This is a genomic window from Desulfovibrio porci, assembly GCF_009696265.1.
Lineage (GTDB): Bacteria > Desulfobacterota > Desulfovibrionia > Desulfovibrionales > Desulfovibrionaceae > Desulfovibrio > Desulfovibrio porci.
This window is the reverse complement of the sequence record NZ_VUMH01000005.1, coordinates 124181-142531: the sequence shown is the minus strand read 5'-3', so window position 1 is coordinate 142531 and position 18351 is coordinate 124181. Positions and strand designations below refer to the sequence as shown.

Annotated in this window: 16 protein-coding genes; 7 read left to right on the top strand and 9 right to left on the bottom strand. The window is 62.7% G+C overall.

What is annotated here, in order from left to right; all coding sequences use genetic code 11:
• Positions 1 to 22 precede the first annotated feature (22 nt).
• The 7 genes from FYJ44_RS06750 to FYJ44_RS06725 all read right to left on the bottom strand — a co-directional run bounded on the left by FYJ44_RS06750 (position 23) and on the right by FYJ44_RS06725 (position 6832).
• Entirely contained in the window at positions 23 to 1468 is a 1446-nt protein-coding gene (locus tag FYJ44_RS06750) for a sodium:solute symporter family protein (protein ID WP_154510507.1), read from the bottom strand.
• Positions 1469 to 1470: 2 nt separating this feature from the next.
• Positions 1471 to 1593 carry a hypothetical protein gene (locus FYJ44_RS14850; RefSeq protein WP_268234067.1) on the bottom strand — a complete coding sequence of 41 codons (123 nt, stop codon included), beginning with the start codon at positions 1591 to 1593 and terminating at the stop codon, positions 1471 to 1473.
• Between the two features lie 228 nt (positions 1594 to 1821).
• On the bottom strand, positions 1822 to 2397 hold the full coding sequence (locus FYJ44_RS06745; RefSeq protein ID WP_154510505.1) for a TetR/AcrR family transcriptional regulator: 576 nt from the start codon (positions 2395 to 2397) through the stop codon (positions 1822 to 1824).
• 100 nt (positions 2398 to 2497) lie between these two features.
• Entirely contained in the window at positions 2498 to 4942 is a 2445-nt protein-coding gene (locus tag FYJ44_RS06740) for a Lon protease family protein (RefSeq protein WP_154510503.1), read from the bottom strand.
• Positions 4943 to 4963: 21 nt separating this feature from the next.
• The gene (gene hemC / locus FYJ44_RS06735) at positions 4964 to 5896 is read right to left on the bottom strand and encodes a hydroxymethylbilane synthase (RefSeq protein ID WP_154510501.1); all 933 of its coding nucleotides are present in this window, start codon (positions 5894 to 5896) and stop codon (positions 4964 to 4966) included.
• Positions 5897 to 5966: 70 nt separating this feature from the next.
• Positions 5967 to 6197, bottom strand: a complete 231-nt coding sequence (locus FYJ44_RS06730; protein WP_154510499.1) for an FmdB family zinc ribbon protein — start codon at positions 6195 to 6197, stop codon at positions 5967 to 5969.
• Positions 6198 to 6199: 2 nt separating this feature from the next.
• On the bottom strand, positions 6200 to 6832 hold the full coding sequence (locus FYJ44_RS06725) for a D-sedoheptulose 7-phosphate isomerase (RefSeq protein ID WP_154510497.1): 633 nt from the start codon (positions 6830 to 6832) through the stop codon (positions 6200 to 6202).
• 137 nt (positions 6833 to 6969) lie between these two features.
• On the opposite strand from FYJ44_RS06725, the gene FYJ44_RS06720 reads away from it, so the two are divergent.
• From FYJ44_RS06720 to gatB, 3 genes are read left to right on the top strand one after another with little or no spacing between them, the layout of a single operon-like run.
• A complete protein-coding gene (locus FYJ44_RS06720; RefSeq protein WP_154510495.1) occupies positions 6970 to 7836 on the top strand; it encodes an NAD(+)/NADH kinase in 867 nt (288 codons plus the stop codon).
• Positions 7833 to 9581, top strand: coding sequence for an ARMT1-like domain-containing protein (locus FYJ44_RS06715; RefSeq protein ID WP_154510493.1), 1749 nt, complete (start codon positions 7833 to 7835; stop codon positions 9579 to 9581). The genes FYJ44_RS06720 and FYJ44_RS06715 overlap by 4 nt, the downstream gene beginning before the upstream one ends.
• 56 nt (positions 9582 to 9637) lie before the next feature.
• Positions 9638 to 11071, top strand: a complete 1434-nt coding sequence (gatB, locus tag FYJ44_RS06710; RefSeq protein WP_154510491.1) for an Asp-tRNA(Asn)/Glu-tRNA(Gln) amidotransferase subunit GatB — start codon at positions 9638 to 9640, stop codon at positions 11069 to 11071.
• Positions 11072 to 11158: 87 nt separating this feature from the next.
• On the opposite strand, the gene FYJ44_RS06705 is transcribed toward gatB, so the two are convergent.
• Positions 11159 to 12388: a F0F1 ATP synthase subunit delta gene (locus tag FYJ44_RS06705; protein ID WP_154510489.1), complete on the bottom strand. Its 1230-nt coding sequence runs from the start codon at positions 12386 to 12388 to the stop codon at positions 11159 to 11161.
• A gap of 168 nt (positions 12389 to 12556) precedes the next feature.
• Here FYJ44_RS06705 and FYJ44_RS06700 point away from each other — a divergent pair, with 168 nt between their 5' ends.
• The 3 genes from FYJ44_RS06700 to ybeY are packed head-to-tail and all read left to right on the top strand — an operon-like array spanning position 12557 to position 16401.
• Positions 12557 to 13555, top strand: coding sequence for a PhoH family protein (locus tag FYJ44_RS06700; protein WP_154510487.1), 999 nt, complete (start codon positions 12557 to 12559; stop codon positions 13553 to 13555).
• Entirely contained in the window at positions 13521 to 15923 is a 2403-nt protein-coding gene (locus tag FYJ44_RS06695; protein ID WP_154510485.1) for an HD family phosphohydrolase, read from the top strand. The genes FYJ44_RS06700 and FYJ44_RS06695 overlap by 35 nt, the downstream gene beginning before the upstream one ends.
• Before the next feature lie 52 nt (positions 15924 to 15975).
• Complete coding sequence (gene ybeY / locus FYJ44_RS06690) at positions 15976 to 16401, top strand: rRNA maturation RNase YbeY (RefSeq protein WP_374042592.1); 426 nt, start codon at positions 15976 to 15978, stop codon at positions 16399 to 16401.
• Positions 16402 to 16405: 4 nt separating this feature from the next.
• Here the strand turns inward: ybeY and FYJ44_RS06685 are convergent, their stop codons facing one another.
• A complete protein-coding gene (locus FYJ44_RS06685; RefSeq protein WP_154510474.1) occupies positions 16406 to 17527 on the bottom strand; it encodes a tRNA nucleotidyltransferase/poly(A) polymerase-related protein in 1122 nt (373 codons plus the stop codon).
• Between FYJ44_RS06685 and FYJ44_RS06680 the strand changes: the two genes are divergently transcribed.
• On the top strand, positions 17526 to 18350 hold the full coding sequence (locus tag FYJ44_RS06680; RefSeq protein WP_154510472.1) for a biotin--[acetyl-CoA-carboxylase] ligase: 825 nt from the start codon (positions 17526 to 17528) through the stop codon (positions 18348 to 18350). The genes FYJ44_RS06685 and FYJ44_RS06680 overlap by 2 nt on opposite strands.
• The last annotated feature ends 1 nt before the right edge of the window (position 18351 follow it).

The window sequence follows — 18351 nt, the reverse complement described above, 5'->3', positions numbered from 1 at the left end:
CCGTTCAGACGAAGCGGAATTTTCAAGCGTTGGCCGTCGGCCAGAAAGAGGAAGCCTTGCGGCCTTCCTTGTCCAGGCCCCAGCCCAGCAGCCAGCCCGCCAGGGAAAAAGCGAAGCCGACAAAGAAGGGCGGAATCAGCGCGGCCTGCTCCCAGAGCAGCGGCGTCAACGCGAAACTCTTGTGCGCCAGCAGATACCAGAGCATGCAGCTTGCGAAACCAGCCACGCAGCTCATCCAGGCAGCCAGGGAACTGCGCTGGCCGAAGCGCACAAGCGCCACATAGGCCACCAGCACCGTGGCGCCCACTATGCTCCAGCTTGTGGTGCAGAGCAGGGCGATAAGCTGCCCCTTGATCTGCGCGCAGCCGCCGGAAAGCAGCACGCAGAAGGCGATGCCCAGCAGCCACATGGGGCGCGAGGCCTTGCGCCCCGGCAGATCCTCGGCAATGGCCGAGACGGCGATATGGAAAATGGCCGTGGCCGTGGAAAGGGAGGCCGACACAATGGCCAGCACAAAGATCTGCAGACCCACGTTGGGCAGCAGCATTTTGACCAGGGTAGGCATCACTTCGTCCGGCGACGCCACTTCCGGCAGGATCAAGCGGGAAAGCGAAGCCACAAAGTAGGCTCCGCCCACCAGCACAGTGAGCACCAGCATGGCCAAAGGGGTGATCCGGTTGACCTGTTTTGCCGAGTTCAGGGCGAAATGGCGCTGAATCATCTGCGGTTGGGCCCAGACGGCGATGGAGGTCACCACCACCAGGGAGATGATGAACCAGCCCTGCTCACCGCTGGAGAGGGCCAGAAAGCCTTCATTGGCCTTGACCGTGGCGGGCAGTCCGGCCAGATCGGCAATGCCCTGGATGGGGCCGCCCACTTTGCTGAATACGGCCCAGACCAGCATGCAGATGCCCACCAGCATCACGAAACCCTGCATGGCCTCAGTATAGAGCACGCCGCGCAGGCCGCCCACAAAAACGGCGAAGCCCACCAGCAGGGCCACCAGCCAGATCAGCGACCAGACCGGCAGCGGCAGAATCTGGGCCAGCAACAGAGCCGCGCCCTTGATGACCGCCGAAGCGTAGACCCCAAGAAACACCGCGAAAAGCAGGGCCAGGGCCTTGCCCAGAAGAGGGCTTTTGTGTCCTTTGGCCAGCAGTTGAGTGGGAGTACGGGCCTGGAGATTGCGTTGGCAGAGCCGGGTGGGCCAGGCCAGGAAGCGGTAAACGATCCAGGTGCCCAGCCAGACGTTGCCGGCCGCCACCAGAAGCATTTGCAGACCGTAGACATAGGCCAGCCCGCCGAAGCCCACCAGGGCCACGGCGGAAATATAGGTTGCCACATAGGCGAATGCCTGAATGCCGAAACCCACGCGGCCCGTGGTCAGAGCGTCGTGCCCCTGTCCCTTGCGGGCCAGCCAGACGAAAACGGCGATGTAGGCGATCCAGATCAGGGCGTCGAGCAGCATGGTCAGCTCCGGCGGCGGGCCTGACGGCCCAGGCCGACCAGGGACAGCAGGAACGAGCCGGCCAGGGACAGCATGGCTATACGCACGGCTGCGTCGGCCAGCAAAAGAGTGGAGAGAGTATCCATAGGGCCTCCTTCAGGCATAAAAAAACCGCCGACCCCTGTGATCGGCGGTATACACCATGTTTGCATGCTGTCTGAAAAAACGGCGACGCAACCGAACCGGGGTCAGTGACTGACTCTGGCGACGTAATATCGAAAAAATCGAAACGCCACGGTTGCATTCATAAATTCACCCATAGCCTCCACCGGGCAAGCTGTCAATGCCCTGACGGCAAAAAGCTCCTGAAAGGCTCAAGCCCTGATGGCGCGGGCCACGAAGTCAAGCACGTCGCTGTACAGCGTGGGCAGGGCATAGGGGGTCAACACCCGGGTGCGGTTGGCCCCGACCATCAGTGAAATAATTATCTGCGCCGTGGACTTGCTGTCCACTTTGGCCAGACTGCCGTCATTGACTCCGCGAGCGATGAGCGTTTCCAGCAACTGGTGGACCTGCGAGAACATGGAATCCATCAGGTCGCGGTCCGTCTTGGTCTTCATGTCGCTGTACGGGGAACAGCGCACCAGCACCAGCCAGTTGGAGTTCTTGTCAATGGAAAAATCCAGGTAGGCCTTGCAGTAGTGCATCACTGCGTCGAAGCCGGAATCCGCGTCGGCGGTGGCTTCGCGCAGCTTGACCAGGAAATGCTCCAGCACATCCAGGCCCGAGGCCAGAAACAGTTTTTCCTTGTTGCCGTAGTGATGGGTCAGAAGACCCAGAGCCACACCGGCGCGGTCGGAGATTTTCTTGAATGTGGTTTCCACATAGCCGCATTCGCCAAAAAGCTCTTTGGCCGCCTGGAGCAAGGCTTCTTTTTTGCTTTTGTTCATAATTCGTTTGGTGGCGCCGGTGCAAGGCCGGGCTGAAGTATGGGCAAGGCGGAAACTCTTTACCGCCGGGAAAAAGCAAAGTCAATAAAAGAACCGATTTTCAGCCTTTGCGGGAACGCCGGAAGGCATTCTGGGCATAATCTCCCAGACGTTCCAGGCGTCTGTCCGCCAGATCATACAGGCTGCCCGCCGTAAAGCCGCCGTTCTTGCGCCGTCGTCCGGCGGGCAGGCCGGTGAGCAGGGTCAGGGCCTCCTCAATGCGGCGCACCGGGTAAATGGCGAACTGTTTTTTCTCCACCGCCGCCAGCACGTCCGGCGCGAGCATCAGGTGATCCACATTGTCGCGGGGGATGATGACGCCCTGCGAACCTGTGAGTCCGTGCCGGGCGCAGACCTTGTAAAAGCCCTCAATCTTGCGGGTCACGCCGCCCACGGCCATGATCTGGCCGGAATGGCTCACCGCGCCGGTAAAGGCCAGATCCAGGCGCACCGGCACGTCTGCCAGGGCCGAAAGCAGGGCCACCAGTTCCGCGCCAGAGGCTGAATCGCCTTCAATACCGGCGTAGCTCTGCTCGAAATAGAGCGAACCGGAGAGCACCAGGGGCTTTTTGCGGGCAAAAAGGTCCGTGAGGTAGCTTTTCAGGATCATCATGGCCTTGGTGTGAATGGGACCGCCCAGTTCCGCCTCGCGTTCCAGGTCGATAATGCCCTCATGTCCCACGCCCACAGTGCAGGAAATACGGTGCGGCAGGCCGAATTCGAAATCCCCGTGCCAGGTGACCGAAAGGCCGTTGACCTGCCCCACGGCTGAACCGGAGGTCCGCACCTTGATCATCTCGCGGTCGTATTCCTCCATGAAGATCTCTTCCACCAGATTGGCGCGGTAGGTGCGCGCGGCGTAGGCCTCTTCCAGGATGGCGGCGCTGATCAGGGGCAACTGGCGCATTTCGGCCAGGGCAGCCGCTTCGATCATCAGTTCGCGCAGCAGCGGAAACTTGAGTGAAAGGCGGCGCTGGTCTTCGCAGAGATGGGAGCCAAGGTCCACAAGCCAGGCCAGGGCCGTGCGGTCAAAGGGCCGCAGCCCGTTTTCGTCGATGATCCTGGCGATGTGGCTCAGATAAATGCGGATATTCTCGGCAGTGCGCTCCGTCACGTCGGCCATATGGGCCTTGATGCGAAAAAGCTTGGCAAAGCGGTCGTCGTTGACCAGCAGGGTCTCGTACAGCTCTTCGCCGCCGATCAGCACCACCTTGAGGTCCAGGGCCAGCGGCTCGGGCGTGATGCCCTTGGTGCGGATGGCGGTGTCCGGCGTGTCGCCCGTGTCCTCAATGCGCGCCTGATTGGAGCGCAGGGCGCGCAACAGGCCTTCCCAGGCGTTGGGATGCTGAAGCAAATCCTCAATGTGCAGCACCAGAAAACCGCCGTTAGCCTTGTGCAGGCTGCCGGCCTTGATCAGGGTGAAGTCCGTGACCAGCGCGCCCATTTCCGACTCGCGCTCCACGCAGCCCAGCAGATTGACCGCCGTGGGGTGGTCTTCCACCACAATGGGCGCGCCGTTCAGCCCGCTGTTGTCCACCAGCAGGTTGACCTCGTAGCGGTAAAAAATATTGTCCATGGGCGGCAGGGAGTGCCCGTCGCCGCCGGACTGGCCCTGCATGCCGCCGTCGCGCGGCAGGAAGGATTCCGTGTTCTTGAGGATGTCCTCGCGCAGGGCCGTGAAATATTCCGGCAGGCCCGGCACCGGGCAGGCCTTCAGGGTGCGCTGCCGGGCCGGGGTGAGCAGGGCGTCCAGCACCTGTCCCATGGCCCGGCGCTCCAGGTCGCGCTCGTCGTCATGAAAGGATTCCTCAGCCTTGTTCAACTGGCGCATGAAGCCCGCCATGGCCTGCACCAGACTGTCGCCCCTGCGTTTGAGGTTGAGGCGCACCGTATTGTCCAGGCGTTCGAATTCCTCTTCGCTCAGGCGCTTGCCTTCCACCAGAGGGTAGAGGGTCAGGCCGCCGTTTTCATCCATGTCCAGATTGAATCCCTTGTCCACGGCCACGGAATTCATCTTGTGCAAGAGGCCCATGCGGATGTTCTGAAACTGGTCCACGAGCTTGGCCCGCTGCTTGACATAGGTGGTGGCCTCAAAGCGCCGGGCCAGCTCCTTGCCGATGTTCTCCAGGGTTTCCTTCAGGGACTGCTTGAACTTTTTGCCCTGACCGGCGGGCAAAGCCAGCAGGCTCGGGCGGTCCGGGTCCGCGAAATTCTGCACATAGACCAGGTCCGGCGGCGTGGCGGCCTTGCGCGCCTGCGGCCGCAAATAGGACAGGAGCATGTAGCTGCGGCCGAGATCCGCCTCGCCGGAGAGGTAGACGTTGTAGCCGGTCGTGCGGATTTGCAGGGCCAGATTCAGGGCCTGCATGGCCCTGGGCTGGAAGGGATTCTTGCGGCCGTTGCCGTTGCGCGGCAGGGGGATCGCCCGGCTGTCTTCCCAGGGAATACGGGCCGGATCAAAGGTGGCGTGCAGCCGGGACGTGGCCAGAGGTGCGATGCTTGGCATAACTATTTGGTTCTTGTTTTCTTACTGTTGTTGGTAAAGTTTTGCCAGAATGGCGCGGCCGCCCCTGTCCAGCAGCTCACGGGCCAGATCCAGGCCCAGAGCGCGGGCGTCCGCGGCGTTGCCGCTCTTTGCGCCGCGCAGGATCAGGCTGCCGTCCACCTCGGCCACGAGGCCCTCAAGGCTGACGTTTTCCTCATCCACAAGCCGGGCATGCCCGGCAATGGGCACCTGGCAGCCGCCTTCCAGCCCGGCCAGAAAGCCGCGCTCGGCATCCACGCAAACGCGGGTGGCGCGGTCTTCCAGGCCCGCCAACAGGACGAGCAGATCATAATTGTCCTCTCGGCATTCAATGCCCAGCGCGCCCTGGCCCACGGCGGGCAGAAAGCGCTCCGGGTCCAGAGGCGTCATGTACGGGGCGCTGAGTCCCAACCGGTTGAGCCCGGCGGAGGCCAGGATGATGGCGTCGTAGTCGCCGTCCCGCAATTTGCGCAGCCGCGTGTCCACATTGCCGCGCAGGCTGGAAATACGGAGGTCCGGCCGCAGGGCCAGCAATTGGGCCTGGCGCCGCAGGCTGCTGGTGCCCACATGCGCGCCTTGCGGCAGGGCGTCCACATCGGCGTGATTGAAGGAAAGGAAACAGTCGGTGCAGGCCTCGCGCGACGGCACGCAGCCCAGGATCAGCCCTTCGGGCAGAACCATGGGCACATCCTTGATGCTGTGCACGGCCAGGTCCGCCCGCCCGTCCAGCAGGGCCTCTTCGATTTCCTTCACGAACAGGCCCTTGCCGCCCACTTTGGACAGGGGCACGTCCAGAATGATGTCGCCCCTGGTCTTGATCACGTTGAGCGAAACCGTCAGTTCGGGGTCCTGAGCTTCCAGGCGGCTTTTGACGTGCTCGGCCTGCCAGAGAGCCAGACGGCTGCCGCGAGTGGCGATGACGAGATGCTTGCGCATAACTTCCTGTTTTTTGTGGAAAGTGGAGACAAAAACCGCGCCCGGCCTGTCCGGCCGATAAGGCGGCCGCCTAGTGCCCGCAACTGGCGCAATTGCCGCCGGAACAACCGGCGCAGCCGCCTCCGCCGGAGGACGGCGCGGCATATTCGCCGCCGTCGCCGCCCGTGCAGTGGGCGCAACGGGACATGAGCTTGTGCGTCTCGCGCGAGCCGCAATGGGGGCAGACGGGCGCAACGTCGTCAAAAACCAGTTCCTCAAATTCATGGCCGCATTTTTCGCAGCTGTACTCGTAAATGGGCATCGTCAATCCTTGTGTTCCGGGTCAGATTGCAAATACGGCGTGAGCGCCGTAACATTTTCAAACAGATAATAATCAGTGAGCTGACAGAAAAGATGCCCGGCGGCAATATGCAACTCCTGAATGAGCGGGGTATGCCCGGAGGGCGCTTCCAGCAGGATATGGCAGAGCGCGCCCATTTCGCCGCCGTCCTGACCCGTGAGCCCCACAGTGAACAGGCCTGCCGACCGGGCCGCGCGCAGGGCCGCCAGCACGTTGGCGCTGTTGCCGGAAGTGGAAATGCCCAGCAGAAGATCGCCTTTGCGCCCCAGCGCTTCCACCTGCCGGACGAAAACCTGGCTGAAGTCCAGATCATTGCCGATGGCGGTCAGAGCCGAAGTGTCCGTGCTCAGGGCAATGGCCGGCAACGCCGGGCGGTCCATGAGAAAGCGGTTCACGAATTCGGCGGCCAGATGTTGCGCGTCGGCGGCGCTGCCGCCGTTGCCGCAGAGCAGAATCTTGCCTCCCCCGGCCAGACAGAGGGCCGCGCGCAGGGCGGCGTCACGCAGATTGGAACCCTGCGCGCGGAAAAATTCCTCACGCAGCCGCGCGCCGTCCCGGGCATGCCGGGCTATGATCTCCAAGGCAGAGTCTTTCATGCAGCTTGACCTTAAATGAAGGCGGGCGAACGCCGTTCGGTTTCGGAATGCCCATACTTATGCCAAAGCGGCGCGGCTGACAAGCGGCCCGGATCGCGGGCTTGCGGTCACGGCCCTGATAACGTAACTTGCCGTTCATGCAAAATATAGTCTGCCGTCATGTACTTCTGGTCTGCAAGGCCCACCATGAACGCGCCTGGAAGCTCGGTTGCGAGATCCTGCAATGGCTGCGCGTACACGGGCATATGGCGGCGCTGATTGAGGCCGGAGGCGAAGATCCCGCCTATGATGAGGAACTCGATTTCGTGGTCGTGCTCGGCGGCGACGGCACCATGCTGGGTGTGGCCCGCCGTCTGGTGGGGCGTCCCGTGCCCCTGTTCGGCATCAACTTCGGCCGGGTGGGCTTTTTGACCGACGCGCAGCCCGATCATTGGGAAGAGCGCCTGAAGGCCTGCCTCAGGGGCGACCTGCCCTTGCGCGCCTGTCTGGCCCTGCGCTGGAAGCTCACGCGCGGCGGCAGGCTGGAAGCCGGCGGAGCCGCCGTCAATGACGTCGTATTGAGCCGGGGCTCGCTTTCGCGCCTGGTCTGCGTGAACATTACCGTGGACGGACAGCGCATGGGGCTTTTGCGCAGCGACGGGGTTATTCTTTCCACGCCGGTGGGCAGCTCGGGCTACAGCGTTTCCGCCGGAGGCCCTTTGCTCTATCCCGGCATGAACGCCGTGGGCCTGACGCCCATCTGTCCTTTTTTGAATACCATTTCCCCCATGGTTTTTCCGGGCGCGACGGTTTTCCGCATGCGCATCGAATCCGGTTCCACTGATTGCTACATCACTGTGGACGGGCAGGAAGGGCAGCAACTGGAGATCGGCGATCTGGTGGAAGTTACCGGCGTGCCCGCGGCGGTGCGCTTCATGGGTGATGAGATATCCTTTTTCGAACGTCTGCGCACGCGCGGCTTTGTGCTTGAGCGGGCCTCCGGCGCGGATGCGGAGAAGGCATGAAGACATCCCGCGAACCCTCCCGCGTGCGCGACATCCGGCTGGGCCGGGACGTCCGCTTCGACGCCTGGCTGTACAGCATGTTGATGGACAACAATCTGGCCTACCGGATGAATCCGGACATCATCGCCAGCCCGGAACAGCTGGCCTTCATGGTGCAACTGGACGACGACCAGGTTTATCTGCCCTGTTCCGACGCCACGTTCGCCATGCTGCGCGTGGACGGTCGGCCCCGGAAATTACAGGCCCAGTATAACCGCGCCTGGCGGATCATCATGCGCCTGATCCGCTCCATGGTGCAGGATCGCGCGGAGCGCCGCCGCATATTGCATTTCTGCCGCTACCGTTTTTTACAGTACGTCGCCCAGGGAACGCTGATCCCGTCTCGCCTGGTCAAGCGGATGACCGATCTGGTGCTGGCCCAGAGCTACAGCTTGGGCGACCCCTGGCGCGAACGCCGCCGCGCCTCTACCCTGCGCCAGCAGGAAATGCTGGAATTGCCCGCGATCCGGGATAATCTGGAAGCCATGCCGGACGGCGAACTGCCCCCGGATATGCGCGGCGTCCGGCGGCTGCTCGACAGTCTGGAACTGGTCCGCTTTTTCTGCCTGTCGGCCATGGCCAAAGACTGGCAGGAACAATTGCCGTCGACTCCGGAAATCCACCAGGCCATGCGGCAGGCCGAGCAGGCCGCAGCGCCGTTGCACGAGTATTTTCTGAATGCGCCCCGTCCGTCCACCATTCTGTTTCTCTGCGACGCGGACGGGGGCATTCTTTTTGATCTGGCCATGTTGCAAAGCCTGATCCGCATGGGGCACAGGGTCATTTGCGCGGTGAAGGCCGGTTTTTATTTTTTCGCGCCGACCATGGACGACATGGAAAGCGATCCCGCGCTGGAGTGCTGGCTTCGCGGCGGCATTGTGTTGCGTGAAACCCAGATCGGCAAGAACGATCTGTTGCGGCATCTGCGCGAGCACCGCATGGTGATCATTGACGACGGCACGCGTGAGCGTCTGAACCTGTACCGGGTTTCCGTGACCTTTTCCCGGGCCTGGAAAGAGGCCGACGTGGTGTTGTGCAAAGGCTGGCGCGCGGCGGACATTTTTCTGGGCACCAGCCATGCGTTCACCCGCGACATTATCTGCTACTGGCGGAGCGAAAGCGGTTTCCGTATAGAACTGCGGCGGCACGCGCCGGAGGCGCGCAAATTCAGCGAGGAAGCCATCGCCATCCAGGCCGACGCCATTATCAAAAAAATGCGCGAGGCCCGCAGCCAGGGGCGCTCGGTCATGTTTTACAGTTGCGTCATCGGCAGCATCCCTGGACAGACGCACATAGCCGTGACACTGGCGCGAACCTTTGTGGACAATCTGCGCAAAAAAATGGATAATATTCTGATTATCAACCCGGCGGAGCACTTTGTGGAAGGCATGGACGGGGATGACCTGATGTTCATGTGGGAACGGGTGCAACGTAGCGGCCTCATTGACGTCTGGCGTTTCCAGACAGTCGAGGACATTGAGGAAAGCTTCGCCCTGCTGGGGCGCAAGGTGCCGCCTGCCTGGTCCGGCAAGGATTCCACCTATTCCACGGGCTGCACCAAGGAAATGCGCATCGCTCTGGACATGCAGTCCAGAAACCGCGAAATGCAGATTATCGGGCCTGAGCCCCGGCTCTTTTTCCGTCGGGGTGAATACGGGGTGGGCAAATATTTTGACGCCAGCATCAGCCGTCTCACGGGCCGCTGAGCGCGGCAGCAACAAAAACGAGGCGGGCTTCCCGCCGCAGGGAGTGGATTGAGATCATGGCCGCCTATGAAGCCGTCATCGGCCTGGAAGTGCACGTGCAACTGGCAACGGCCTCCAAGCTGTTCTGTTCCTGTTCCACCAGATTCGGCCGGCCGCCGAATACCAATGTCTGCGAAGTCTGCGCGGGCATGCCCGGCGCGCTGCCCGTGCCCAACCGCCAAGCTGTGCACTACGCCGCCCTGGTAGGACTGGCGACCAATTGCGCCATCAACCGCCGCTCCATTTTCGCCCGCAAAAACTATTTTTATCCGGATCTGCCCTCGGGCTACCAGATTTCCCAGTTCGACCTGCCCATCTGCGAGCACGGCTATCTGGACATCGAGGTCGACGGCGCAAGCAAGCGCATCGGCATCACCCGCATCCACATGGAAAACGACGCGGGCAAGAATATCCACGCCCAGGGCGAAAACGTCAGCTATGTGGACCTGAACCGCGCCGGCACGCCGCTGGTGGAGATCGTTTCCGAGCCGGACATGCGTTCCGCCGCCGAGGCTGTGGCCTATCTCAGGACCCTGTACGGCATTGTAACGTATCTGGGGGTCTGCGACGGCAATATGGAGGAGGGCAGCTTCCGTTGCGACGCCAACGTCTCCCTCCGGCCCGTGGGCGCGGCGGCCTTCGGCACGCGCACCGAACTCAAGAATCTCAATTCCTTCCGTAATGTCCAGCGGGCCATTGAATTTGAGATCGCCCGTCAGCAGGACGTGCTGGATGACGGCGACACGGTGGTGCAGGAAACGCGCCTCTATGACGCGGTAAAGAATCTCACCGCCTCCATGCGCAGCAAGGAAGAGGCCCACGATTATCGCTACTTTCCGGACCCGGACCTTCTGCCCGTGGAAATCGGCGCTGATGAACTGGAAAACTGGCGGGCCGAACTGCCGGAACTGCCCCGGCCCCGCGCCCGCCGCTTCATGGAGCTGACCGGTCTGCCCGAGGCTGAGGTGGAAGTGCTGGTGCAGAGCCGCGCGCTGGCCGACTTTTTTGAGGCCGCCGCGCAAAAGGCCGATCCCCGCAAGGTGGCCAACTATATGCTGGGACCGCTGCTGCGCGAATGCAACGTGCGCGGCGTCGCCACGGGCGATCCGTCTCAATGGGGCATGAAGCCCGAGGCTCTGGCGGAACTGGTGCGTATTGTGGACCAGGGGCTGATCAGCGCCAAAATCGCCAACGATATTTTCGGCGAGCTGTTCAGCAACGGGGCCATGCCCGAAGCCTACGTGAAGGAAAAAGGCCTGGGGCAGATTTCCGATTCTTCGGCTCTGGAGGCCGCCGTGGACGCGGTGATCGCCGCCAATCCGGCGGAAGTGGAGGCCTACAGGGGCGGCAAGACCAAGCTGATCAGTTTCTTTGTGGGCCAGATCATGCGCGCCACCAAGGGCAAAGCCAATCCCGCCCTGGTCAACGAACTGCTGGGCAAAAAACTGTAAAAACGCCGTTTCGCCCTGTTAAAAACGCTGCGGGCCCGCCGATAGTCGTCGGCAGGCCCGCTTTTGGCAGTGGAGGAGAGGAGTCGGCTAAACGTTGAGGTTCAGTCCGGCCAGCAGGGAAAGATTGCCGCCGGAATAATTGCCGAAATAGGAATTGGCGTTGCCGGAGTCCGCCCACCAGGCGGACATGGATTCAATCTGAATGCGCTTGCGCATATCCGAAGGGGCGATCTGCATGGCCTTGCGGGCGTCGTCGATGCTGGAGAGCGTCTCGATCTGCCGGTATTTTTTGACCAGATCGGGATTTTCGTCAAAGAAGCGCTGCACCTTGTCGCGATCGGCGTGGTCGCTGACGATGGTCACGCTGCCGTCATCATTGACCTGAATGGAAAAATTGATGTTCGGGTCGACGCCCAGGCCATCCAGGCCGTCACGAAGTTTTTTGCCCACAGCGCCCTGTTGGTCCAGCACGGCCTGAATGTCGCTGAGTTCGGCGTTGTTCACGCTGATCTGGACGTTTCCCTCGCCGCCCAGGCGCAGGCTTACGGCGGAGGTGTCCACGTTCCGCTTTTCCAACTGCGCCTTGACCGCGTCGGCCAGTTCTGGATTGTCCGCCAGCCACTGATTCACGGCCTCGGCCTGTTCCACGTCGCCGCTGACGGCCAGATTGCCCTGATCGTCAAATTGGAAGCTCAGGCCTTTGCTCACATCGACGCCCAGTTTTTCCAGGGCCGCGCGCAGGTCCGCGCTCAGGCTCGCCTTGCCGTCCAGCGCGGCTTGGATATTATCGGACGTGGTGTTGATCACGCTCAGTTTGCCGGCCGCGCTGACGCGCAGATCCACAGCGTCTTCGGCGTCAATGCCCGCTTCAGTCAGGGCTTTGCGCAGATCCTTGCCCAAGGCGGGATTGGCGTCCAGCCAGGCCTGCACGGCTTTTCTGTCCGAAGCGTTGTCGCCCACGGCGGTCAGCGCGCCGTTTTTATCCAGGCTGAAGCTCAGGCCCGCGAGGTCCGAAATGCCCATGTTGGCCAGACCGTCCTTGACGCTCTTGCTGAACTCGGTCTGTAACTGTTCACGGTATTTGGTGATCTGGTTGAAGGTCACCCGGCTGTCGCTGCCGAGCCCCATGGCGTCCATGGCGTATTTGGTCAGTTCCACCATGCTGGAAAGCTGGCTGGTCATGGAGGTGTTGCCGAAAAGGCTCTCCAGGCTGCTGGAGGAAGAGCTTTTGGAGCCGCTTGAGGTCGAACCCTTCAACTGCTGGCCCTGCCACTGGAACAGCACGTTATTGTAATTGTTGATGCCTGATATGCTCATGGTTCCTCCCGGCAGATTTTACCTGTGCCCGGCGCGCGAGCCCGCCACGGCAAACTTTATGCAAATATCAGGCCAGAAGCGGCAAGAATTCGCATTCCGGCCCGTCCGCGGGCGGAAGCGTTTTTTGAAAAGATGGACAGGCCCGCTGAAATAGGCTAGGGGTGGCCTATGGCAGTACATTCCTCCTTGCTGGAGACAGTGGAGTTTGACGACCCCGCCCTAGCCAACCAGCTTTTCGGCCCCCACAATGCCCACCTAGACCTGCTGGCCGCGGCCAGCGGTGCGCGTATCGGCAACCGGGGAGCCAGCATCTTTATCGAGAGTCCGGATCAGGACGTGCGCCGGAGCCTGTGCAACGTCTTTGTGCAACTCTATGATCTGCTGCGCGGCGGCCTGACGCTGAGCCAGCAGGACATGACCCGCGCATACGATATGCTCAGGGCCGATCCCGGACTGAATCTCGGTCAGGTCTTCCGCGACGCCGTTTTTGTGAATACGCCGCGCAAAACCGTCACCGCGCGCAACGTGGCCCAGAAGACTTATCTAGAGCTTCTGCGGCGGCATGAACTGGTTTTTGCCGTGGGGCCGGCCGGCACGGGCAAGACCTATCTGGCAGTGGCCATGGCCCTGTCCATGTTCCAGCAGCACCGGGTCAAACGCATTGTGCTGACCCGGCCGGCGGTGGAGGCGGGCGAACGACTGGGCTTCCTGCCCGGCGATCTGGCCGAGAAAGTGAATCCCTATCTGCGGCCTCTCTACGATGCCCTGCACGACATGATGCCCCAGCCCAAGGTGGCTTCCATGATGGAGGTGGGTTCGATTGAAGTGGCTCCTCTGGCGTTCATGCGCGGCCGCACCCTCAACGACGCCTTCATTATTCTGGATGAGGCCCAGAACACCACCCAGGAGCAGATGAAAATGTTCCTGACCCGCATGGGCTTCGGCTCGCGCATGGTGGTCACCGGCGACACCACCCAGATCGACCTGCCCATGCAGCCCGGCGGCGCCCGCCCGCGTTCGGGCCTGATCCACGCCCTGGGCATCCTGCATAACGTGTCCGGTCTTGCCGTTCATCGTTTCAGCAAGGCCGACGTCGTGCGTCACCCCCTTGTAGGAGCCATTGTCAGCGCTTATGACCACGCAGAAAAAGACGGCGCGTCCGGCTAGCATCCTGGCGCTCATACACACGCTGAAAGCGCGGCATCACTGCGGTTGGGGCCTGTGGGCGCTGATCGGCACGTTGCTCTTTCTTTCCCTGCTGGCCGGAGCCAATTTCGAGGCCGTGCAGCGGGTGTACGTGGCCGGACAGGTGGCGGAAAACGACGTCATCGCGGACCGGGACATTTTGGTGGAGGACTCGCAGGCCACCAAAGCCCGCCGCAAACAGGTGCTTTTGCTGCAACCGCCGGTCTACGATCTGAGCCTTGAGCCCTACACCCAGTTTCAGGGCCGGATTCTGGAAATCCTGCGCAGCCTGAACAGCGGCGGCGAACAGCGGCCTGTGCCCGATCCGTCTTTACAGCGCCTCGTGGAGGAACTGACCCCGGCCGTGGCCGATGAAGTGCTGCCGGAACTGGCCTTGCCTGAAGTGCAGACCTATCTGCTCAAAAAATTGCTGCCCCAGATCCGTGAACACATGGCCGAAGGTCTGGTGGGCGACATCCGTTCGGCGCGCGTGGGCCGCTCGGGCGCGATTATCCGCAATCTGGACACCAATGCGGAAATCCTGCGGCCGGACGTCAATTCCCTGCCGGACGTGCAATCCTTCCTGGCCGAGATATCCTCACAGATCAGGCAGGTCCCCAGCCTCAATCCGCAGTCACGCCGGGCCATCAATATTTTGCTGTCGGCCACCTTGCCCGCCTCCCTGACCCTGAACCGCGAGGCCACCCAGAAGCGCGGCGCGGCTGTGGTGGCCACGGTGGAGCCGGTCTATTACCAGATTCAGAAGGGCGAGCTGGTGCTGCGCAAAGGCGAGCGCGTCAGCCGCGAACAGCAGATCAAATTGCAGACCCTGTACAAATCCGCCTCCGATCCCATGCGCTGGAGCACGGCGGGAGGCGCGTTTCTCTGCGCCCTGCTGCTTGCCGTGGGCTTTTTTGTGGCCCCCAGCGGCAAGCCCGGCACCCCCCTTCGCTGCAAGGATATGCTGCTCATCTCGCTTTTGCTCCTTTTGTTCGGCATAGGGGCCAAGAGCGTCTATCTGCTGAGCCTGCGCATGGACAGCGTGAGCCTGTTCAACTCCTTTGCCGCCGCTTTTCCGGTAGCCGGTGCCGTGGGGCTGGTGGCCATGGTTTTCGCGGCCCGGCGCTACTGCACCATGGGCCTGCTGCTTTCCTTCTTCTGCATGCTGATGCTCCAGGCGGATTATCCGCTGTTTATCTACTATTTTCTGAGCGGCATGCTGGCCACCTGGCTGGTGACCAGCGCGCAGAGCCGCCAGGATGTGGTCTGGAGCGTGATTCCCCTGACCGTGGGCCAGATTCTTGTCTGGCTGGGCACAACCCTGCTGGCCCAGACCTCCCCGGCGGAAATGCCCGTGCAATTGACCGCGGTGGCCATCAACAGCCTGCTTTCCCTGATCCTGCTTTTTGCCGTGAGCCCCGTGCTGGAGCTGACCTTCGGCTACAGCACGCGTTTCCGCCTCATGGAACTGATGAGTCTGGAACAGCCCCTGATGCAGGAACTGATGGTCACCATTCCCGGCACTTACCACCATTCCCTGGTGGTGGCCAATATGGTTGAGGCCGGGGCCAAGGCCATCGGGGCCAACAGCCTGCTCTGCAAAGTAGCGGCCCTGTACCACGATGTGGGCAAGCTCTCCTATCCGGAATATTTCATTGAGAACCAGTTCGGCGGCCCCAACAAGCACGACAAGCTGGCTCCGTCCATGAGCGCCCTGATTTTGCTCTCGCACGTCAAAAAAGGCACGGAGCTTGCCGAGCGCTATAAGCTGGGCCAGGAAATTACGGAGATCATCCGCCAGCATCACGGCACGCGGCTGATCCGCTTTTTCTATCAGAAGGCCCTGAATTTGGGTGAAAAGCCGCGTGAATCGGATTTCAGCTATCCCGGCCCGCGCCCGCAGACCAAGGAAGCGGCCATTCTGATGCTGGCCGACTCCGTGGAAGCCAGCAGCCGCACCCTGAGCGACCCTACGCCCGCGCGTATCAAGACTCATATTGATACCATCATCAAGGGCATCTTCTCGGAAGGACAGTTGGACGAATCCGAACTGACCTTCAAGGATCTGCATTTCCTGAGTGAAAACTTTCAGCGTATTCTGACGGGCATTTTCCATCAGCGCATCGCCTATCCTGAGGCCAAGATCAAGGATGTGACCCAGGCTGACAAGGGCAGGACGGAAGCCCGCCCCAGCGACGGCAAGCCCCAGACCTGCGGCAAAAACGGCGCAGCGGCGACAGCCCGGCCCGCTTCGGAACCTCTTGGCCTGCCCGCCGCCAGCGCGCGTAAAAACGAAGCTGGACGACCCGAGGGCCAGAGCGCTGATCCGCAGCCCGGCAGTGGAAACTGAGGCCATGGAAGCGGCGGGAGCGACTACGGGCTCCAGAAACTGCGCGGAATGCGTGCGCATTCAGGGGCATTACGCCGCCCAAGCTTGGTTGCTACCCCTGAACCGCCGGGAATTGGCTCTGGTTCTGCGGATCATGCTGCGCGCTCTGGCCGGGAACGGCACCCGCGCGCCCGGCAGCCTTGAGCTGCACCTGCTGGACGACGCGGCCATGAGCGCGGCCAACCTGCGCTTTATGGACTGCACGGGTCCCACCAATGTGCTTTCTTTTCCCGGCGGCGAGGAGCTGCCGGGCATTCTGCTGCTTTCTCTGGACACGCTGGCGCGCGAATGCCTGCTCTACGGGCAGGATCCGACGGAACATCTCTTGCGTCTTCTGGCCCACGGCATGGGGCACTTGGCCGGTCTGGACCACGGGCCCGCCATGGATCGGCTGTGCGCGGCCTGCTTTGACGCCGCGCGGCGCGCGTCGGCGCTCTGATTCGTCACGCGGACGGATCGGGAAGGGCGGGCAGTTCCGTCAACGCCCGGCAATGCAGTTCGCGCAGTTTGCGCGCGGACAGCTCACCCTTGCCCCACCAGTCCGGCGGCAGGCGGACGGCCAGCAGGGCGGCCAGTTGACGCAGTGCTTCCGTGCCGACGCGGCTGTTGCTGTCGGCGTCGGCCAGTCGCCAGAAAGGCGCGCTCAAACCGGCCTGATGCACACGCCAGAGCAGGTCGCGCCGGGTGCCGGGACGCAGGCGCGGCAGCATGCCGGCCTTCATGTGCTCGGCGGCGGCCAGCGCGCCCGCTTTACTAAACAGCGCGGGCAGGCGCAGGCGCTCGGCCAGGCCCTGAGCCAAAGCGATGCCGCGCTGCTCATGGCCGTAATGGTGCGGCAGCAGGGCCGGGTCCGTGCCGATTTTGCCCAGATCGTGGCAGAGCGCCATCCAGACGGCCAGAGGATCACCGGCGGTCAGATTCATAATCCGCGCTGTGTGCCCCAGCACGGAATTTTTATGCCAGCGCGCCGGTCCGGCGGGAATGTCCCGGGCGGTTTCCAGTTCTGCGAACCAGGGAACCAGCGCGTTTCCCGCCGCCAGCGTTTCAAGAAAACGCGCGGGCGCGGGCGCGGCCAGGGCCTTGCGCAGTTCGCGTCCCACACGCTCCGCCGGAATAGCCGCCAGCGCGGACGGGAGCAGAGCGCGCATCTGGGCGCAGGCTTCCCCATCCACCTGCCAGTCCGGCCAGGAGGCCGCGAAGCGGGCCAGCCGGAACACCCGCGCCGGGTCGTCGGACAGAGCTGTGGGCGAGGCAGGCCGCAGGCGGCGTGATCGCAGGTCGGCCAGGGCCTGGGGATGGACGCGCAGCAGGCCGCGGCTGTCCAGGGCCATGGCATTGACGGTGAGATCCCTGGCCAGCAGGTCCGCCTCCAGACTGCCGCCGCGAAGCGGCATGCATTCGCGGCCCCGCCAGAGACAGACGCGCACGCTTTTGCCCACCGGACGGGCATCAGGGTGGGCGGCCAGGAAATCGGCCATAGCGCCGGAGAAGGCGAAATCCAGTTCAACAGGGACGCGGCCCAGCAGCAGATCACGCACGGCCCCGCCCACGAGGTAAAGTTCCATGAGCTCAGTATGCCACAGCCCGGAATGCGGGAAAAGCGCTCAGGCGGCCGTTGCGGGCAGCGCTGACCCGGGCGCTGTCCGTGCTCCCTTTGTCTGGCGCTTCGGCGAGGTTTCATCCACTCTGGACGTGGCCTTTCTTCTGTCCGGGCGTGGCCGACTGAAGATCTGGGACAGCGTCCAGGCCGTCAGCCAGACGTCAGGACGCGGGCAGTTGCGGCGGTCCTGGGTGTCGCCGCCGGGGAATATCTATGCCGCTCTGCGCCTGCCGGTACAGCCGCCTTTCGACGGCACGGCGGCGGCTCCGGCCATGGGACTGCTGCTGGCCTGCGCCCTGCGCGCCGAAGGCTGGCCGGTGCTGCTTAAGTGGCCCAATGATCTGGTGCTCTGTCTGCCGGGCGGCCCCCGCAAACTGGCGGGCATCCTGCTGGAGGAGCGGGGCGGCGTGCTGCTGGCGGGCATAGGCGTCAATGTGAACAGCGCGCCGCCCGACGACGCTTTGCGGGTCGACGCGGCCATGCCCGCCGCGAGTCTGGCCGACGGGCCAGACCGTCCCGCTCCGTTGGCCGAGTCTCTCTGGCAGCGGCTTGTAAAGCATGTGCATTCGGCATATAACAACGGCCACTCTCTGTCCGACCGGTGGAAAACCCGGACAGAGGAATTACTGCTTTGGCGCGGTAGAGATGTGGAGCTGGTTGAGGGGCAACGCAGAGTGCGCGGCAGGCTGGAAGGTCTTACTCCGGCCGGGGGACTGCGCCTGCTCTGCAACGGTCGCTGTGAGGAATGGCTAAGCGGAAGCCTCCGGCTTTCCGAAAGACTATCATAAA

Coding starts and splice junctions, on each gene's coding strand:
- FYJ44_RS06750 (WP_154510507.1), bottom strand. CDS start 1,468: ATGCTGCTCGACGCCCTGATCTGGATCGCCTACATCGCCGTTTTCGTC.
- FYJ44_RS14850 (WP_268234067.1), bottom strand. CDS start 1,593: ATGGATACTCTCTCCACTCTTTTGCTGGCCGACGCAGCCGTGCGTATA.
- FYJ44_RS06745 (WP_154510505.1), bottom strand. CDS start 2,397: ATGAACAAAAGCAAAAAAGAAGCCTTGCTCCAGGCGGCCAAAGAGCTT.
- FYJ44_RS06740 (WP_154510503.1), bottom strand. CDS start 4,942: ATGCCAAGCATCGCACCTCTGGCCACGTCCCGGCTGCACGCCACCTTT.
- hemC (WP_154510501.1), bottom strand. CDS start 5,896: ATGCGCAAGCATCTCGTCATCGCCACTCGCGGCAGCCGTCTGGCTCTC.
- FYJ44_RS06730 (WP_154510499.1), bottom strand. CDS start 6,197: ATGCCCATTTACGAGTACAGCTGCGAAAAATGCGGCCATGAATTTGAG.
- FYJ44_RS06725 (WP_154510497.1), bottom strand. CDS start 6,832: ATGAAAGACTCTGCCTTGGAGATCATAGCCCGGCATGCCCGGGACGGC.
- FYJ44_RS06720 (WP_154510495.1), top strand. CDS start 6,970: ATGCAAAATATAGTCTGCCGTCATGTACTTCTGGTCTGCAAGGCCCAC.
- FYJ44_RS06715 (WP_154510493.1), top strand. CDS start 7,833: ATGAAGACATCCCGCGAACCCTCCCGCGTGCGCGACATCCGGCTGGGC.
- gatB (WP_154510491.1), top strand. CDS start 9,638: ATGGCCGCCTATGAAGCCGTCATCGGCCTGGAAGTGCACGTGCAACTG.
- FYJ44_RS06705 (WP_154510489.1), bottom strand. CDS start 12,388: ATGAGCATATCAGGCATCAACAATTACAATAACGTGCTGTTCCAGTGG.
- FYJ44_RS06700 (WP_154510487.1), top strand. CDS start 12,557: ATGGCAGTACATTCCTCCTTGCTGGAGACAGTGGAGTTTGACGACCCC.
- FYJ44_RS06695 (WP_154510485.1), top strand. CDS start 13,521: ATGACCACGCAGAAAAAGACGGCGCGTCCGGCTAGCATCCTGGCGCTC.
- FYJ44_RS06680 (WP_154510472.1), top strand. CDS start 17,526: ATGAGCTCAGTATGCCACAGCCCGGAATGCGGGAAAAGCGCTCAGGCG.
- FYJ44_RS06685 (WP_154510474.1), bottom strand. CDS start 17,527: ATGGAACTTTACCTCGTGGGCGGGGCCGTGCGTGATCTGCTGCTGGGC.